The organism is Saccharothrix australiensis (genome assembly GCF_003634935.1).
In the GTDB taxonomy this organism is placed as follows: domain Bacteria; phylum Actinomycetota; class Actinomycetes; order Mycobacteriales; family Pseudonocardiaceae; genus Actinosynnema; species Actinosynnema australiense.
On record NZ_RBXO01000001.1, the window covers coordinates 5,692,082 to 5,708,417 of the forward strand.

At 76.1% G+C, this 16,336-nt stretch carries 12 protein-coding genes; 9 read left to right on the plus strand and 3 right to left on the minus strand.

Annotated elements, in window-relative coordinates; genetic code table 11:
- Positions 1-19: 19 nt before the first annotated feature.
- From C8E97_RS24030 to C8E97_RS24045, 4 genes are all read left to right on the plus strand, one after another.
- Positions 20-1,000 carry an alpha/beta fold hydrolase gene (locus C8E97_RS24030; protein ID WP_121007749.1) on the plus strand — a complete coding sequence of 327 codons (981 nt, stop codon included), beginning with the start codon at positions 20-22 and terminating at the stop codon, positions 998-1,000.
- A gap of 438 nt (positions 1,001-1,438) precedes the next feature.
- Complete coding sequence (locus C8E97_RS24035; protein ID WP_211347120.1) at positions 1,439-1,879, plus strand: pyridoxamine 5'-phosphate oxidase family protein; 441 nt, start codon at positions 1,439-1,441, stop codon at positions 1,877-1,879.
- A gap of 5 nt (positions 1,880-1,884) precedes the next feature.
- The gene (locus C8E97_RS24040) at positions 1,885-5,004 is read left to right on the plus strand and encodes a non-ribosomal peptide synthetase (RefSeq protein ID WP_121007751.1); all 3,120 of its coding nucleotides are present in this window, start codon (positions 1,885-1,887) and stop codon (positions 5,002-5,004) included.
- Positions 5,001-6,272, plus strand: coding sequence for a cytochrome P450 (locus tag C8E97_RS24045; protein ID WP_211347121.1), 1,272 nt, complete (start codon positions 5,001-5,003; stop codon positions 6,270-6,272). Before C8E97_RS24040 ends, C8E97_RS24045 begins: the two co-directional genes overlap by 4 nt.
- 49 nt (positions 6,273-6,321) lie before the next feature.
- Here the strand turns inward: C8E97_RS24045 and C8E97_RS24050 are convergent, their stop codons facing one another.
- The 3 genes from C8E97_RS24050 to C8E97_RS35480 all read right to left on the minus strand — a co-directional run bounded on the left by C8E97_RS24050 (position 6,322) and on the right by C8E97_RS35480 (position 10,632).
- On the minus strand, positions 6,322-6,888 hold the full coding sequence (locus C8E97_RS24050) for a CAP domain-containing protein (RefSeq protein WP_121007752.1): 567 nt from the start codon (positions 6,886-6,888) through the stop codon (positions 6,322-6,324).
- A 449-nt stretch (positions 6,889-7,337) separates the two neighbouring features.
- Positions 7,338-7,751 carry a hypothetical protein gene (locus tag C8E97_RS24055; protein WP_121007753.1) on the minus strand — a complete coding sequence of 138 codons (414 nt, stop codon included), beginning with the start codon at positions 7,749-7,751 and terminating at the stop codon, positions 7,338-7,340.
- Positions 7,752-7,782: 31 nt separating this feature from the next.
- A complete protein-coding gene (locus tag C8E97_RS35480; protein ID WP_211347122.1) occupies positions 7,783-10,632 on the minus strand; it encodes a right-handed parallel beta-helix repeat-containing protein in 2,850 nt (949 codons plus the stop codon).
- Between the two features lie 404 nt (positions 10,633-11,036).
- On the opposite strand from C8E97_RS35480, the gene C8E97_RS24065 reads away from it, so the two are divergent.
- The 5 genes from C8E97_RS24065 (at position 11,037) to C8E97_RS24085 (ending at position 16,293) form a co-directional block, all read left to right on the plus strand.
- Entirely contained in the window at positions 11,037-11,750 is a 714-nt protein-coding gene (locus tag C8E97_RS24065; RefSeq protein WP_121007754.1) for a spermidine synthase, read from the plus strand.
- An 88-nt stretch (positions 11,751-11,838) separates the two neighbouring features.
- Entirely contained in the window at positions 11,839-12,501 is a 663-nt protein-coding gene (locus C8E97_RS24070; RefSeq protein ID WP_121007755.1) for a D-alanyl-D-alanine carboxypeptidase family protein, read from the plus strand.
- Between the two features lie 1,194 nt (positions 12,502-13,695).
- Entirely contained in the window at positions 13,696-14,775 is a 1,080-nt protein-coding gene (locus tag C8E97_RS24075) for a hypothetical protein (RefSeq protein WP_121007756.1), read from the plus strand.
- Positions 14,776-14,942: 167 nt separating this feature from the next.
- Positions 14,943-15,239 carry a hypothetical protein gene (locus C8E97_RS24080; RefSeq protein ID WP_121007757.1) on the plus strand — a complete coding sequence of 99 codons (297 nt, stop codon included), beginning with the start codon at positions 14,943-14,945 and terminating at the stop codon, positions 15,237-15,239.
- Between the two features lie 112 nt (positions 15,240-15,351).
- Complete coding sequence (locus C8E97_RS24085) at positions 15,352-16,293, plus strand: hypothetical protein (protein ID WP_121007758.1); 942 nt, start codon at positions 15,352-15,354, stop codon at positions 16,291-16,293.
- Positions 16,294-16,336 lie beyond the last annotated feature (43 nt).

A 16,336-nucleotide genomic window follows, 5' to 3' on the forward strand; every position in this document is an offset into this window, starting at 1 on the left:
CGACGACCACGGGAACCACATGACCAACTCGCCCGACCCCGGCGGCGCGCACCGGGGACGAGTCGCCCGCCGCGCCGTCCTGGCCTCCGCGGCGGTCGCCGCGACGGCGTTCACCGCCGAGCAGGCGCTCGCCACCCCGAAGCACGCCGAGCACCGGTGCGGCCCGTACGTCCCCGAACCGGTACCGGCCCAGGCCCCCGCCGAGGAGGGCTTCCTGGACGTGCCCGGCGCACGCCTGTGGTACTGGGACACCGGCGGTGACGGCCCGGCGGTGGTGCTCGTGCACCCCGGCAGCGGCAGCGCCCTGTCGTGGCCGTACCAGCAGCCGGTGTTCGCCCGCGCCGGCTACCGGGTCGTCGCGTACTCGCGGCGCGGCCACTACAACTCGACGCCGCCGGAGCCCGGCCGCCCCGGTGTCGGCGCGGACGACCTGCACGCCCTGGTCGAGCACCTCGGCCTGCGGCGGTTCCACCTCCTCGGCGCGGCGCTGGGCGGCTACTACGCGACCGACTACGCGCTGCGGCACCCCCGGCGGCTGCTCAGCCTGGTGATCCTGAGCAGCTTCATGGGCATCTCCGACCCGGAGTACAAGCGGGTCACCGAACAGCTGCGCCCGCCCGGCTTCGACGCCATGCCGCACGACTTCCTGGAGCTGAGCCCGCACTACCGCGCCGCGAACGAGGGGGGCGCGCGGCGGTGGAAGGAGATCTCCGACCTCTCGCTGGGCGGGCACGCGGTGGAGAGCCAGGAGCTGTCCGAGCCGATCGACTGGACCCGGCTGGCGACGCTGTCCGCGCGGACGCTGATCATCACCGGCGACGCCGACCTCTACCTGCCGCCGCCGGTCCTCCGGGTGGTCGCCGCCCACCTGCCGGCCGCGGACACGCTGGTGTACCACCGGTGCGGGCACTCCGCGAACTGGGAGCGGCCGGCGGACTTCAACCGGGACGTGCTGCGGTTCTGGTCCGGCGCGCGGTTCCGCGACGAGTCCTGCCGCTGACCGCCGGTCACCCACCCGGACGACGACCGCGCGCCGTCCGGGTGGCGTGCCGCACCGCGCGTGCGCGGCGGGCGGTCCACCGCGGATCACCCCGGCCGCGGGCCCACCGGGTGCCGCCGCGCGGGTCCCTGGTCACCGTGGCCGAGCCCGATCGGGTGGTTGCCGTTCCGCCGCGCCCGCCCGTGACCGCCCCCGAGCCGAGCCGCGCCGATGCCCCCGGACGAGTTCCCTCGGCGGGCCAACGGACACCGAGCGTCATGACGGACGCGGAACTCCTCACGCTTCCGTGTGCGACGCCCGCGCCGGCCGAAACGTCCGCCGTGTCCCCTTTCGTGTGCACCTTCCCGCGAACCCGCGTGATCCGGGGTGCACTTCGGTCAAGCGTCGAAGCGAGCGGTTGTGACGACAGGGGATTCGGGGGGCGTTATGGAGCTGTCCATGTCACGCGGCGATCGGGAGGCGTTCCTCCACGAAGCGCGGGTGGGCGTGTTGGGCGTCACCGACGGGCGCGGCGACCGCGCACCGCTGCTGGTGCCGGTGTGGTACTCCTACGAGCCCGGTGGCGACGTGCTCGTCCAGACCGGGCGGTCCTCGTTGAAGGCCAAGCTGATCCGCGAGTCGGGCCGGTTCTCCCTCTGCGCGCAGCACGAGACGCCGCCCTACCGCTACGTCAGCGTCGAGGGTCCGGTCGTCGCCGTGGACGACCCGCTGGACGCCGCCGACTTCGAGGCGCTGGCCCGGCGCTACCTCGACCCGACGACCGCCGAGAAGTACCTGGCGGCCAACCGCGCGCAGCTCGCCGAGGACGTCGCCTTCCGGATGCGGCCGCAGCACTGGCGCACGGCGGACTTCGCGGCCTTCGCCGAGAACTTCGGTTGACGCCGATGGAACCGCCGGAGGCGGCGGTGGTCGCGACGGACCGCGGAGCCGCCCGGACCGCCGCGTCCGGACCCGCGACCGACACCGTGCACGGCCTGTTCGACGCCCGAGCCGCCGCCGCGCCCGACGCGACGGCCGCCACGCACGGCGGGCGGCGGCTGTCCTACGGCGAGGTGCGACGGCGCTCCGACGCCCTCGCCGCGCGCCTGTGCCGGTCGGGGGTCGTGCGGGGCGACCGCGTGGGCGTCGTCGGCGCGCGCGGCCTGGACGCGCCGGTGGCGTTCCTCGGCGTCCTCAAGGCCGGTGCGGCCTACGTGCCGCTCGACGACACCGCACCGCCCGCCCGGCAGCAGGCGATGGCCGACGACGCGGGCGTGCACACCGTGGTGACGCTGCCCGGCAGCACGTGCCGCGTCCGGCGGCTGCGGACCCGCGTCCCCGTCGACGAGGCCCGCCCGGACCCGCCGGCCGAGGCCGTGCGCCCGCCGGGGGTCACCGCCGACGACTGCGCCTACGTCATGTTCACCTCCGGCTCGACGGGCCGGCCGAAACCGGTCGCCGTGCCGCACCGGGGCGTCGTCGCGCTGGCCCGCTCGGACCTCGTGGGCCAGCGGCCCCGGCCCGGCGACCGGGTGCTGCACGGCTACGCGCTGTCGTCGGACGCGTCGACCATCGAGGTCTGGCCACCGCTGCTCAACGGCGCGTGCCTGGTGCCGGTCGACCGCGCGGACCTGCTGTCGCCCGACGCCCTGGAACGCGTGCTCCGCGCGGAGGGCGTCGCGATCGCCTACCTGACCACGGGCGTGTTCCACCACGTCGCCCGCGTCCGGCCGGCGGCGTTGCGCGCGCTGCGGTTCGTGTCGGCCGGCGGCGAGGCGATGGACCCGGAGCTGGCGCGGACCGTCCTGTCCGCGTGCCCCGGCACCGCGGTCGTCAACTTCTACGGCCCCACCGAGAACACCGTGGTGACGACGGCGTACGACGTGCGCCGGCTGCCCGCCGACGCCACCGCCGTGCCGATCGGCCGCCCGCTGGAGCACTGCTCGTGCCACGTGGTGCGCGCCGACGGCACGCCCGCCGGCGTCGGCGAGGAGGGCGACCTGCTGGTCGGCGGCGCGGGTCTCGCCCTGGGCTACCTCGGCGACCCGGCGCTCACCGGGCGGCGGTTCCGGTCGAGCCCGGTCGAGCCCGGCGCCGTGCTCTACGACACCGGCGACCGGGTGGTGCGGCTCGCCACGGGCGACCTGGAGTACCGCGGCCGGGCGGACCGGCAGGTCAAGCTGCGCGGCCACCGGATCGAGCTGGACGGCGTCGAGGCGCGCATCCGGGCGCACGCCGACGTCGGCGAGGCGGTCGTGGAGCTGTCCGGTGGCACGCTGGTCGGGTACGTCACCCCGGCCCGGCCCGGCGCGGGGGTGCGCGTCGACCTGGTCCGCCGGGACCTGGCCACCTGGCTGCCGCCGTCGGCCGTGCCGTCCCGGCTGGTCGAGCTGCCCGCGTTCCCCGTCAACGGCGCGGGCAAGGTCGACCGGGGCAGGCTCCGCGCCCTGCTCGCCGACCGGCCCGCGGCGGTGCCCGCGACCGTGCCCGCGCCGCGCGGCGACGGGCCTCGGGAGACCGTCACCGCGGTCTGGCAGGCGGTCCTGCGCGTACCGGTGGGCGAGGCGGACGACTTCTTCGCCCTCGGCGGCGACTCCCTGCTGGCGGCCGAGGTCGTCAACCGGACGCTGACCGCGTTCGGGGTCGACGCGCGGCACGGCAGCGCGCTGATCCGCGAACTGCTGGACGACCCGACGCCGGCCGGCTTCACGGCGGCCGTGCGGAGGGCGGTGGAGCGGCCCCGGACGCCGGACCGGGCGGGCCCGGCCGTCGACTTCACGGCGGAGGCGGAGCTGGGTTTCCGCCTGCCCCGCCGACAGGGGCCGCCGCCGCGCGTGCACGACCCCCGGCACGTGCTGCTCACCGGCGCGAGCGGGTTCATCGGGGCGTTCCTGCTGGACCGGCTGCTGCGGCGCACCGGCGCGGAGGTGCACTGCCCGGTCCGGGCGCGGGACCGCGGGCACGCCACCCGCCGCGTGCGGGCCAACCTCGCGCGGTACGGCCTGGGCGGCGACCACGCGGCCGACCGCGTCACCTGCTTCCCCGCCGACCTCGGCCGGCCGCTGCTCGGCCTGGACGCCCGGCACGCGGCGGACCTCGCCCGCCGCCTGGACCTGGTCGTCCACGCCGGCGCGCGGGTCAACTTCCTGTACCCGTACCGGGCGCTGCGGTCGGTCAACGTCGACGGCACGCGCGAGGTCGTCCGGCTCGCCGCGCCGCGCCGGGTGCCCGTGCACTTCCTGTCCACCATCGCGGTCGTCGCCGGGTTCGGCACGGCGGGCGTGCGGCACGTCGCCGAGGACCGGCCGCTGGACCACGCCGACCGGCTGACGATGGGCTACGCGGAGAGCAAGTGGGTCGCCGAGCGGCTGCTGCGCGACGCCGCCGACCAGGGCCTGCCGGTGGCGGTCTACCGGCCCTACGAGGTCACCGGCGACCAGGCGGGCGGCGAGTGCAACACCGAGACCGCGATCTGCTCGCTGATCAGGGTGGTGGCGGACACCGGGCTCGCGCCGGACATCCCGCTGCCGCTGGACTTCGTGCCGGTCGACCACGTCTCCGACGCGATCGTGCACATCGCGACGAGCGGCACGCCCGACCACCGGACCTACCACCTGACCAACCCGCGCCCGGCGACCTTCGCGGACCTGCTCGACCGGATGCGCGCGGCCGGGTACGACATCACGACCCTGCCCTACCCCGAGTGGGTGGGCGAACTGGTGCGGCACGTCGAGGCCGACCCGACCAGCCCCACCGCGCCCTTCGTCCCGCTGTGCGTCGACCGGGGGCACAAGGCGGACATCTCGGTGAAGGAGATGTACTTCGAGGGCACGTTCCCCGTGCTGGGCCGGTCCGCCGTGGAGGCGGCGCTGGCGGACAGCGGCCTGCGGTGCCCGCCGGTCGACGACGAGCTGCTGGACCGCTACCTCGACTACTTCTTCGCCTCCGGCTACCTGACCCGGCCCGACGGCGGCGCCGTCCGGGGCACCGCCGCCGCGGGGGACGCGGTGGGGGGAACCCGGTGAACGGCGGTCACGCGCCCGGTGGTCCCGCGCGCGACGCGCCGGCGCCTCCGGTTTCCGACCTCCCGCTGCCCGAGCCCGGCACGATGGGCCCGCCCGCCGAGTGCGCCCGGCTGCGCGCGCACACCCCGGTCGCCCCGGTGCGGCTGGGCTCCGACGGCGTCGCCTGGTACCTCACCCGCTACGAGGACGTCCGCGCCGCGCTCGCCGACCCGAGGCTGATCCGCCCCGACATCACCGCGTGGCCGCCCGGTGCGCCGCCCGGCGACGCACCGCGCCTGGTCACGATGATGGAGCTGGACGGACCCGGCCACCGCGCGCTGCGCCGAGCCGTCGCGGAGCCCTTCGGCCTGAAGGCGGTCGAGGCGCTGGCACCCCGGCTGCGCGCCCTCGCCGACCGGCTGCTCGACGACCTGGCCGCCGGGTCCGACTCCGGCGACCTCGTCACCGGGTTCGCCGAGCCGTTCCCGCTGCTGGTGATGTGCGAGCTGGTCGGCATCCCGTACGCGGAGCGCGACCTGTTCCTCGGCCCGGCGGACGCGGCGCTCGGCGCGCTGCTGACCCTGGAGGCCGGCCGGTCGGTCACCGGCTTCCTCCGCTCCTACGCGCTGGACCTGGCCGAGCGCAAGCGCCGCGAGCCCGGCCGCGACGTCCTCACCGACCTCGTGCGCCGGTGGGACGCGGGCGACCTCGCCGAGGAGGACGTCCTCGCGTTCACGCTGTCCATGCTCGTCGCGGGGTACCGGACGACGACGATGTTCCTCGCCGACGCGCTGCTGGTCCTGCTGACCCACCCCGCGCGGCTCGCCGACCTCCGGCGGCACCCGGAGATCATGCCCACCGCGGTCGAGGAGCTGCTGCGCCACCTGCCGGTGATGAACGCCAACGTCGTGCTGCTGGCGGAGGAGCAGGTCGAGATCGCCGATCGGGTCGTGCGCGCCGGTGAAGCGGTGGTGCCCTCCATCGCGTCCGCCAACCGCGACGAGCGCGTCTTCGCCGAACCCGACCGGCTGGACCTGCGGCGCGCGCCCAACCCCCACCTGGCGTTCGGGCGCGGCGTCCACAACTGCTTCGGCGCCCACCTCGCGCGGGCCGAGCTGGCGGTCGGCCTCGCGGCCGTCCTCGACCGGTTCCCGCACCTCCAGCTGACCGCCGATCCCCGGTCCCTGCCCTGGGAGGACGACTCGCCCGCCAAGTCGCCGCTCCGGTTGCCGGTCACGTGGCGGAACCCGGCGGGAGAGCCGTGCCCCGCGGGCGACGGCGTCCTGTGACGTCGTCCCGTGGGCGACGGCCTCCCGCGACGTGCCGCCCGCTCGCGCGTCAGGACGCGAAGACCTGCACCCACCACGGCCCGTTGGCCTTGTGGTTCACGCCCACACCGAGGTCGTTGAAGTCGCAGTTGACGATGTTGGCGCGGTGTTCCGCGCTGTTCATCCAGTCCCGCACCGCGTCCTCGGGGCTCGACGGTCCTTTGTGGATGTTCTCGCCCCACTTCCGCCAGCGGTAGCCCGCGGCGTCGAGGCGGTCGCCCGCGTCCGCGCCCTCCGGGCTGGTGTGGTCGTAGTAGCCGCGCGCGGCCATGTCGTCGGCGTGCGACTGCGCGGCGGACCGGGCCTTGCCCTCCGCGCGCAGCGGACCGCAACCGGCCTTGCCGCGCTCGGCGTTCACCAGGTCGACGACCCGCTGGACGGCGTCGGCCGCCTCGTCGTGCACGGCGTTGGCGGCCACCTGGGCGTGGCCCTGCCCGGCGAGCCCGGTACCGGCCAGGGCGATCACCGCGGCGCACGCCGCGACCTTGCCGGCGGCCCGTCGGACCCGTCGGCACTTGCGCTGGTTCTCGGTGCCGGCAAAGGGAATTCGCGTCGGCACGTCGTCGTGGTGCTCCATGATGACTCCCACTCGTCCGAAGTGGGTGTCGGATACCCTGGGTGTCGGCGCGGGAACGACGCGACCACACATTCACCGGGTCGGGTGTCGTCCGGGTTGGAGCGCTGTTTTCCGGGTACACCAGACCGTCGCCGTGAGCAATCGGTGCGGCGTTGCCGCGCCGGTGCCGGCGTCAGTCCGCCCGCCGGGCTTCGTGGTCCCGCCGGGACGACTCGATGTGGTCGATGTGCTCGCGGGTCCGGTCGCAGGTGCCGGTGGCCGTGTTGGCGCGCATCACATCCGGCGGCGTCCCCGGTGCGCGTCGGGCCGGCTGCGCCCGCAGGTCGGCCACCGGCCGCCGTGGACGCGCGCGGGCGAGGCGCCGGCGCTGCCGGCCGACCGCCGGTTGCGCGGCAAGGCGGTCCTGCGGGTCGCGGGCTGACGCCGGCGGGTCCCGGCACCGACCGGGGTCAGCCGGGTCCGAGCTGCCCCAGCGACTTCACCAGCTCCCTGGCCAGCTCCGTCGAACCGTCCGCCGCGCCGGCCACCAGGCCCGCCGCGAGCTGCGCCAACGTGCCCTTGATCGCGGTCAGGCCACGCCGGATCACGCCGGGGTCCGGCTCGGGGCGCACGACCTCCGCGAGCACGGCGTGCGCGTTCTCCGCCGCGTCCCGCTCGTCGGCCGCCGGCAGGCCGAGGTCGGAGAGCCTGCCCAGCACGTCCGCCACCACGCGGGCGACGTCCTCGAACCCCGGCGCGACCTGCTCGGTGTGCGCCTGGTTCTGGATCACGGTGGTGTTGTTCCAGGCGAGCTGCGCGTCCTTGACGTCGCCGTGGAAGACCGGGCCGTGGTGGTTGGTCACCGCATCCGCACCGTCGGACATGCCTACCCCCTTCTCGGACAACGGGCACAGCCTACGGTGCGGCGGCTCGGACGTGGGCGTCGGCGACCTCCGGGAAACCCGCCGCCCGCAGCACGTGGACCAGCGCCCGGCGGGTGTGCGCCGCCCGGTCCGCCGGTGGCAGCCGGGCGGGCGCGGTGACCGTCACCGCGAGCCCGTTCGGCGGCCCGCCCGCGCGGTCGCCGAGCGACGCGAGGTCGACCACGTCGGCCAGCGGCACGGCGTCCGGGCGGTCCGCGGTCAGGCTCAGCTCGACGGTCGGCGGCGCGGCCCAGCGCAGGGCACGGGGATCGGGCTCGACCAGTCCGGGCAGCACCTCGGTCGCCGTGCGCCAAGCGACCGCGAGGAACCGCGACAGCTCCGGCCACGTCAGGCGGCCCGGTGCGGCGGGTCGCTCGACGCGCAGCTCGGCGCAGGCCGCGATCGCGGGTTCGGCGGTGGTCGGCAGCGCCAGCAGCACCTCGCCGGTGAGGACGGGGCCGTCGGCGTCGGCGAGCGTGGTCGAGCAGCCGAACGCGTCGAGCGCGTTGCGGTTCGGGCCCGGTGCCCAGACCGCGTCCGGCGGGTTCGCGCCGCGCCGGCGGAGCGGTTCCCGCAGCGCCGCGGTGAGGTCGTCGCCGGGCAGTGCGGCCACGAGCAGGCGGGCGCGCTCCGCGGACACCTCCCGACCGCCGCGCATCGCCCAGGGCAGCCGGGCGAGCGCCCGCACCCGCAGGAAGGCGGGCCGCACCGGCCACGGGACCACCGCGCCCGGGGCGTCCGAGCCGACGCTCGGGAGTGGCTCCCACGTCCAGGTGTCACCGGACCGCACGAGCCGCCCGTCCCCCCAGGCGCCCCCGACCAGCGCCACCCGCCCGGTGCGGCCGTCGACCACCCGGCTCGCCACTCCGTCGGACGGCTCGTCGGCCACCGGGAGGCCCAACGCGCCCAACGGGTCCTCGACGAGCACGGCGACGTGCAGCGCTTCCCACACTGGTTCGGCCACCGCGACGGGCGGGTGGTCCGGCACCGCGCACAGCACCCAGTCGTGCCCCGGCGACGTGCCGCGGAACGACTGCGCCACACCGGGTCCGGCCCGGTGCAGCGCCGACGCGGGCCCGCCGATCCCGACGCGGTCCCGCAGCGCCGCGTGCAGCCCGCGGAACTCGGACCGCCTGCCCGGCACGCCCACGCCGACCTCGAAGGGCGAGGACTGCCGCTGCGACACGTTGTCGTTGTTCCAGGCGAGCTGCACGTCCCGCACCGGTCCGTGGAAGACGGGGCCGTAGAAGTTGTTGATCGTCGTCGGCACGTCGGACGACGGCGTCGACGGAGCCCGCTTGACCGGGAGCGCCGTGCGCACGTCGAGCTGGAACAGCCCGTTGTGCATGACGCCCACGCCGTTGGCGCCCGTGACGGAGCAGTTCACCAACTGCCCGCTGCACGTGTCCGTCAGGCCGATGCCCGCCACGGTCGCGTCGGCGAACTCGCCGTCCGTCACGTCCAAGTACGCCGAATCCCGGCCGCACAGCCCGATTTCGCCCCCGCCGACCACCTTCAGGTTCCGAACGGTCAACACCGCCTTGCCGAACGCGACGACCCCGCCGACGTCCATGTCCGACATCCGGCAGTCGTACGCCAGCAGGCGGCCCTCCTCGCCCACCCCGCACCCGACGACACCGCGTTCGCCGACCACCCGCCGCAGCGTGATCCGCGACTGCTTGATGACCGTCACGGCGGCGATGCTGAAGTCCCGGAAGCCGCTGTCGACCACCTCGGCCTTCGTGCCGCCGCCGCCGATCGCCTCCAGGCCGGTCGGGCAGCGCTCCACGTCGAGGCCGGCGAACGCGCCGGTCGCCTCGTCGAGCAGGCGCACCGCCGCGCTCGTCAGGTCGCGGATCACGACGTCGCGGAAGCGACCGCGCGCGTGGTCGACGGCGATGCCGACGTTGCCGTCGGAGATGTGGCAGCCGCGCACGTCCGGCGCGCCGCCGGTGGTGGAGAACACCGCGACGTTGCCCGCGCCGACGACGCGGCAGTCCTCGAACCGGCCCAGGCCCTGGGAGTTGGCGTTGATGCCGGTGTCGCGGCAGCCGGTGAACCGGCCGCGCCGGACGACCGGGTTCGCGCCGCTCGCCGTGACGAGGCCGTGCTCCGCGTCGACGACCTCGACGTCCTCGACCAGGCCGCGCGACTGCTCCGCGTACGAGATGCCGGCGCCGTGCACGGCGGTGATCCGGCAGCCGAGGACGGTCAGGTCGGCCGCGCCGTCCGCGGCGATGGCGGAGTTGCCGGTGCCGGTCAGCTCGCAGCCGGAGACGAGGACCCGCGACCCGCTCACCCGGACCCCGTGGATGCGGCTGTCGGCGAACCGGCTGTCCACGACCCGGACGTCCGCGCCCTCGATCGCGGCGAGCGCGTTGTCCGCGGCGTCGGTGAACCGGCACCGCTCGACCAGCCCCACCGCGCCGGCGAACAAGGCCCGCCCGTGGGCGATCGCGCTGTCCCGCAGCGTGACGGCGCTGCCGGCCCGCGCGTGCAGGCTGACGCCGTCGAACGCCTGGACGGTCGAGTGCTCGACGGTGAGCGTCCCGCCGGCGCACACCACGACGTCGCCGCCGCGGCCGGTGAACGCCAGGCCGACGACCCGCACCGCGCCGGACGCCTCCAGCGCGGGCTCGCCGGTGCGGCCGACGACCGCCGAGCCGGGTGCGCCGCGGCAGACCAGTTCGACGTCGCCCCGGACGACCAGCGCCTCCGGGTAGGAGCCCGGCTCGACCTCGATCACCGCGGCCCTGCGCGAGCCGGCGGCGGCGTGCAGGGCGGAGGTGATGGTCCGGTGGGCGCGCCGCGCGGTCGGTGACACCAGGTACCGAGCCGCCATCCCCGCCAGACCCCTCGTCCGTTCGTCGGAAGGGTCGATCGTACGCGGTGACGGGGGCCGGGTCGGGGCGTTCGGCGCGGGACGCCGAAGGCCGGGCACGTGCCGTTCGGGCCGCCGCGTTCGGGCGGCGGGCGACAGGGAGCGGCGGGCAGGCCGGGCCGGGCCGGAGGCGGGGCGTGGGCAGGGTGGGGCGTGGGCAGGGTGGGGCGGAGGTGAGCGGGTGAGGCGGGGTGGTGCGGAGGCGGAGGCGAGCGGGTGGGCGAGCGTGGCGGTGCGTTCGGCGCGTCCGCCCGGCGTGCGCCGGTGGGTGCTGCGATCATGGTGGCCACCCGGCGCCCACCGCACCGCAGGTCCACCCCGGACCCCGTTCACGGCCGCCGCCGACCCGACCGGAGGCCACGGACATGGGTGCGCGTTTCGAGGAGCTGGACTGGCGTCGCACGCCCCTGGGCGAACTGGTCCTGCGCCGCCGCTGGGACCCCACCTTCGACCGCGAGGTCCACGAGATCAAGCTCAACGACGAGTTCCTGATGTCGAGCCTGTTCACCACGTCCGAGGTGGCGCTGGCCCGGCTCGCCCTCGACGGCCTGCCCGCGCCGCTGGACGTCGTCGTCGGCGGACTCGGCCTCGGCTACACCGCACGCACCGCGCTGGAGAACCCGGACGTCCGCTCGCTGCTCGTCGTCGACGCGCTCGCCGAGGTCATCGACTGGCACCGCGGCGGCCTGCTGCCCGGTGGCGCGGAGCTGGCCGCCGACCCGCGCTGTCACCTCGTCCACGGCGACTTCTTCGCGATGGCGCGCTCCACGGGGTTCGACCCGGCGACGCCCGACCGGCGCTTCCACGCGATCGTCGTGGACATCGACCACTCGCCGCGGCACCTGCTGCACCCGTCGAACGCCGACTTCTACGAGCCCGACGGCGTGCGGCGCGTGGCCGGACGCCTCCACCCGGACGGCGTGTTCGCGCTGTGGTCCAACGAGCCGCCGGACGACGACTACACCGCGACGCTCGCCGAGCACTTCGCCCACGCCCGCGCCGAGGTCGTCCGCTTCCCCAACCCCCTCCAGGGCCGCGAGGCGACCAGCACCGTGTACCTCGCCCGGTCACCCCGCTGACGCGCCGCCCCGCGCCACCCGCCCGGACCGGCTGTGACCAGCGCCGCTCACGCCGGCCGCCCGCGTCGCCGATGGTAGTTTCGACCCAGTGCCGAACTCCTCCAGCCACCCCGCCGACAACCTCTCCGCCCGCAACCTCTCCGCCCGCGACCGCTCCACCGGCGGCCCCTCCACCGGCGGGCGGCGTGCCGTGATCGGCGTCCTGCTGGTGCTGGTGCTCGCGACGGCCGCCGCCGTCGCGCTGCACGCCACCGGCCGGGTCACGCTCGCCTACGACCGGCAGGCGGGGCGGCCGGTGGCCATCCTGGACGAGGTGCCGGGCCCGGAGACGGGACCGGCCTGCCCGATCGACCAGCGGTACGTCGACGAGCAGGCCGAGGGGCTGCGCCCGGACGTGCTGGCCGCCTGGCAGCGGCTGCGGACCGAGGCGGGCGCCCGGGGCGTCACGCTGTGCCTCAACGACGGCAAGCGGAGCGTCGGCCAGCAGCAGCGGGAGTTCGCCGACGCCGTGCAGCGGTTCGGCACCGCGGAGCTGGCCGCGCGGTACGTTTTGCCCCCGGAGAAGTCCATGCACGTGAAGGGCCTCGCGGTGGACATCCAGCCGCTGGAGTCGGCGGCCTGGGTGGAGCACAACGGCAACGCGCTCGGCTGGTGCCGCCGGTACCAGAACGAGGAGTGGCACTTCGAGTACGACCCGGCCTACGCGACGTCGGGGTGCCCGGCGATGCTGCCGAGCGCCACCAGCGGCTGAACCGCGCGCCACGCACCGGCCGGGACCACGCGCCCCCGCTGCCCACCGCTCGGCACCACGCGCTCCCGCCACACCGGTCGGAGCCACGCGCCTTGGCGCGCCGGCCGGCGCACCGGGAATGCGAAATCGGAAAGCGCGACGTGGGATGTCCCGATGAGCGGACTCGGCGAAGACGAGGGCCCGACGGTCATTCCGCGCACCCGGAACACCCGGCGCGTCAGCCACCGTGAGCCGCGCGGTCCCGCAGGAATGCGGAATGCGCCGGGCATTCGCCCGCGGACAACCGGACAAGCGTCCTGCACGCGTCCTCACCCCTCGCGATTCCGCGACCGGTGGAATACTGGCGTCACCGGCGTGTGATGTGCGTCTCCCGATCGGCGCGACCACCCCTCCACCACCCTTCGCCGGGAGGCACGGACCGACCGCCTGCGCGGTTCGACCCCGGGCGCGGGAACCCCTCCCGAGAGGTGTAGCCGGGCGGGGCGGGAACGTTACGAAAAGGGCCGTACGAAAACGTCCGGATGTCCGCGCGCCGGGAACTCCGCGCTGTTTCCGCAGGTGGTGAGCGGCGGGCCCCCGTTGGCCCGAGGGCCCGCCGCCTCCCGATGCTGTCCAGGGTCAACGGACGTGGCGTCGGGTCCGCCCCCGCCTCGCGTCTGCGGCGCGGCGGGAGGCGCACCGACACGGTAGCCCAGGGAGCACAAGCCGAGCCAGACGCCCGTCCAGCCTGGTGGGACGTCCGACCACGACGTTTTCCCAGTTCACAGTCTCAGTATGGCCGTACCGCTTTCTTCGTCCCGGACGATCCCGGACGAAATTTCGTCCGAAAGCCTGGACTTTTTCCCCTTGTCGTGATTCTTCCGCGCGCTCTTCCCCGTTCTCGCGCGGCGCGGCGGGCCGGGTGTTCGGGGTCCGCACCGGGGTCGGGGTTGTCGCTAGGATGCGCATTGGCTTTCGAGGAACCCGCCGTTCCTCCGGGTCGGGTTGGCCCCCGCTCCGGTGCACGTCGTGAACGCGGATTCCCGCCTGCCGAGTGCTGTCCAGGGTCGACGAAGAACGAGGAGCTGTCGTGTCCGTCCCCGCTTTCCGGCGGCGAGTGCCGCCGTTCCCCCGTGCCACCGGCGCGCCCGTCGCGCGCGGGGCCGCCCGCGCGCCCTGGGTCCGACCGTCCCGGCGCCATCGGGGGAGGCCAGCATGAGCGGCACGTCCCTCGTGCCGGGCCGCCGGCCCGGCCCGGCCGCCACCCTGCCGATCGGCCGGGCCCACCCCCGCCACCGGACCGCGCCCTCGCCGCCGACCACTCCCCCGGTCGCGCCGCGGACCACACCGCCGACCTCGCCCACGACCGAGCAACGGGGCGCGCCGCGCTCCGCACCCGCGATCGCGGCGGGGGCCGCTCAGCCGGCCACGCCCGCCACCGCGCCGCGGGCCGGGCAGCCGACCGCGCAGCAGGCCGCGCCGTCGGTGGCGCGCCGGTCCGGCGAGGCAGCGGTGCGGGCGGCGCGGTCCGTCCGCCGGTCCGCGCAGATCCGCGCCGCCGTGCGCGACGCCCGCGACGACGCGGCGCGGCAGCCGCTGGACCAGGCGCGCGGCGCGCTGGACTACCGGCAGTTCAACCAGGCGTTGGACCGGCTGCGCCGGTCGAAGGGCCTGTCCTTCCAGGCGTTGTCCAACAACGCGGGCCGGCACGAGTTGCCCAAGAGCACCGCCCACATGATGTGCACGCGCGACACCCTGCCCACGCGGGCGACGCAGGTCGAGGCGTTCCTGCGCGCCTGCGGTGAACCGCCCGAGCACGTCGCGGCGTGGCTCGCCGCGTGGCGACGCCTGTCCGAGCGGACCCGGCCGCCCGCCGGCCGGACCGCCGCGCGCGTCGAGCCGGTCGCCGCGCGCGATCCGGGAGCGGCCGATGCGACCGCCGACGGGGCGGCCCGCGCGACCGCCGGCGAGGCGACCGGTTGGACCGCCGGTGGAGCAGCCGCTCGGACCGCCGACGGGGCGACCGGTCACCCCCCACCGGCCACCGGCGTGCTGTGCGCGTCGACGCCGGCCGCGCACCACGACCACTGGTTCCGCGAGGTCGACCAACGGCGGCTGGTGTTCTCGGTCCTGCTGTCGCTGCTGCTGACGTGCGCGGGACTCTGGGTGGTCGGTGCGCTCACCGGGCTCGGCCTGCCCTCCGGGATGCGCACGGTCGTCGTGTCCGCGGGTGCCGCCGCCCTGTCGACCACGGGCAGCGTCTGGCTGCTGTTACGGCCGCGCACGCGGCCCTGACACCTCCGCCCCCCGCCGCGCCGGACCCGGATCCCGCGCGGCCGTCGGCTCCCCCGCCGACGCACACCACACGCGCTCCACGAGCGCGCCCCCGGATGGCCTCCCCCCGGCCGATCCCACGACGGTGCACGGCCTCCGCCCGGCACCGACGCACCCAGGAGACAGTGATGACCTCCCCCAACCCCAACGTCGTTCCCCTCTCCGGCCGCGGCGCCACCGCCACGCCCGCCACGCCGACGTGCACCATCGCGCACGTCCTGGCGACGGCCGTCGTCATCGGGTTCGCCATGTGGCTGATGACCGCCCACGGCTACGCCCTCCTGCCCGCGCTGGGCGCCTCCCTGTCCGTGCTCGCCGCCACCCTGACGATCGTCCACATCGGCAGGCTCCCCGCGTTGGTCAAGAGGCTGGTCCTGCGCATGGTCGCCGACCACGGCCCCTCGCCGGACCACGCCCAGCGCTGATCCCGGCGCACCTCCGGACGAGGGGATCGGCGAGATGGCGACCCGGTCGCCGGCACGGACACGGATCGAGGGGCACCACCCCGACGCGGCTCGACGAGGAGGCACGAGCACGATGTCGCGCAGCGAGAGCGACCGCCCGCTGGAGTGGGCACGCCGCGCGCAGGACGGGCAGCGGTTCAACCGAGCGCTGGACCGGCTGCGCCGGTCGAGGGACCTGTCCTTCCAGGCGGTGTCGAACAACGCCGGCAGGCAGCGGCTGCCCAAGAGCACGGCCCACATGATGTGCACGCGCGACACGCTGCCCACGCGGGCCGCGCAGGTCGAGGCGTTCGTGCGCGCCTGCGGTGAACCGCCCGGGGACGTCGCGGCGTGGCTCGCCGAGTGGCGGCGGATCGACGAGCGGGAGCGCCGGCTCAGGACCGAGCACCGGATCGCCGGGAAGTCCCGGCGGCACACCGCCCACCACCCGGCCGGCGCACCGATCCCGGTGGGAGCCGACGCCGGGGTCGACGCGGACGACCGGGCGGTGGCCGGCACGGCAGTCGACGCGGACGTCCAAGCGGTGGCCGGTGCGGACGTCCAAGCAATGGCGGGTGTGGCAGTCGGTGCGGCGGGTGTCACGGCGGGCGTCACGGCGGACGCGCCAGTGGGCCCCGCGGTCGACGTGGTGCACGGCGCGGCGGTCGGCCCGATGGACAGCGCGAGGGGCAGCACGGCGGAGGCCGGTGCGTCCCGGCGCGTCGCACCCGCCGTCCCCGCACCCGCCGCCGGCCCCGACGACGAGCCGCGACCAGCGGCGGCCCCACCGACCCGCCGCGCGGTCCGGGCCGTGCTGGGCGGCATCACCGCCGCCCTGGTGGTGGCCGCGGTGATCGCGGTGGGCATGGCACCGGCGGACCCGGCGGGACGGGGTCGGGCGGTGGTGGACGCCCTCGTGCCCGACCTCGCCGTGTCCCTCGCCCTGGTCGGCGTCGTCCGACCGCAGCCGGGCCGCCCCGCCGAGGGGTTCGCCCGCTGCGAGGACCCCGACGTCCCACCGGGCAGCTCCAGGTAGGTGTGCGCGGGTGCCGACGCCACGGTCGCCGGCACCCGCGCCC

Coding starts and splice junctions, on each gene's coding strand:
- C8E97_RS24040 (WP_121007751.1), top strand. CDS start 1,885: ATGGAACCGCCGGAGGCGGCGGTGGTCGCGACGGACCGCGGAGCCGCC.
- C8E97_RS24080 (WP_121007757.1), top strand. CDS start 14,943: ATGACCTCCCCCAACCCCAACGTCGTTCCCCTCTCCGGCCGCGGCGCC.
- C8E97_RS35480 (WP_211347122.1), bottom strand. CDS start 10,632: ATGGCGGCTCGGTACCTGGTGTCACCGACCGCGCGGCGCGCCCACCGG.
- C8E97_RS24065 (WP_121007754.1), top strand. CDS start 11,037: ATGGGTGCGCGTTTCGAGGAGCTGGACTGGCGTCGCACGCCCCTGGGC.
- C8E97_RS24055 (WP_121007753.1), bottom strand. CDS start 7,751: ATGTCCGACGGTGCGGATGCGGTGACCAACCACCACGGCCCGGTCTTC.
- C8E97_RS24075 (WP_121007756.1), top strand. CDS start 13,696: ATGAGCGGCACGTCCCTCGTGCCGGGCCGCCGGCCCGGCCCGGCCGCC.
- C8E97_RS24030 (WP_121007749.1), top strand. CDS start 20: ATGACCAACTCGCCCGACCCCGGCGGCGCGCACCGGGGACGAGTCGCC.
- C8E97_RS24035 (WP_211347120.1), top strand. CDS start 1,439: ATGTCACGCGGCGATCGGGAGGCGTTCCTCCACGAAGCGCGGGTGGGC.
- C8E97_RS24085 (WP_121007758.1), top strand. CDS start 15,352: ATGTCGCGCAGCGAGAGCGACCGCCCGCTGGAGTGGGCACGCCGCGCG.
- C8E97_RS24050 (WP_121007752.1), bottom strand. CDS start 6,888: ATGGAGCACCACGACGACGTGCCGACGCGAATTCCCTTTGCCGGCACC.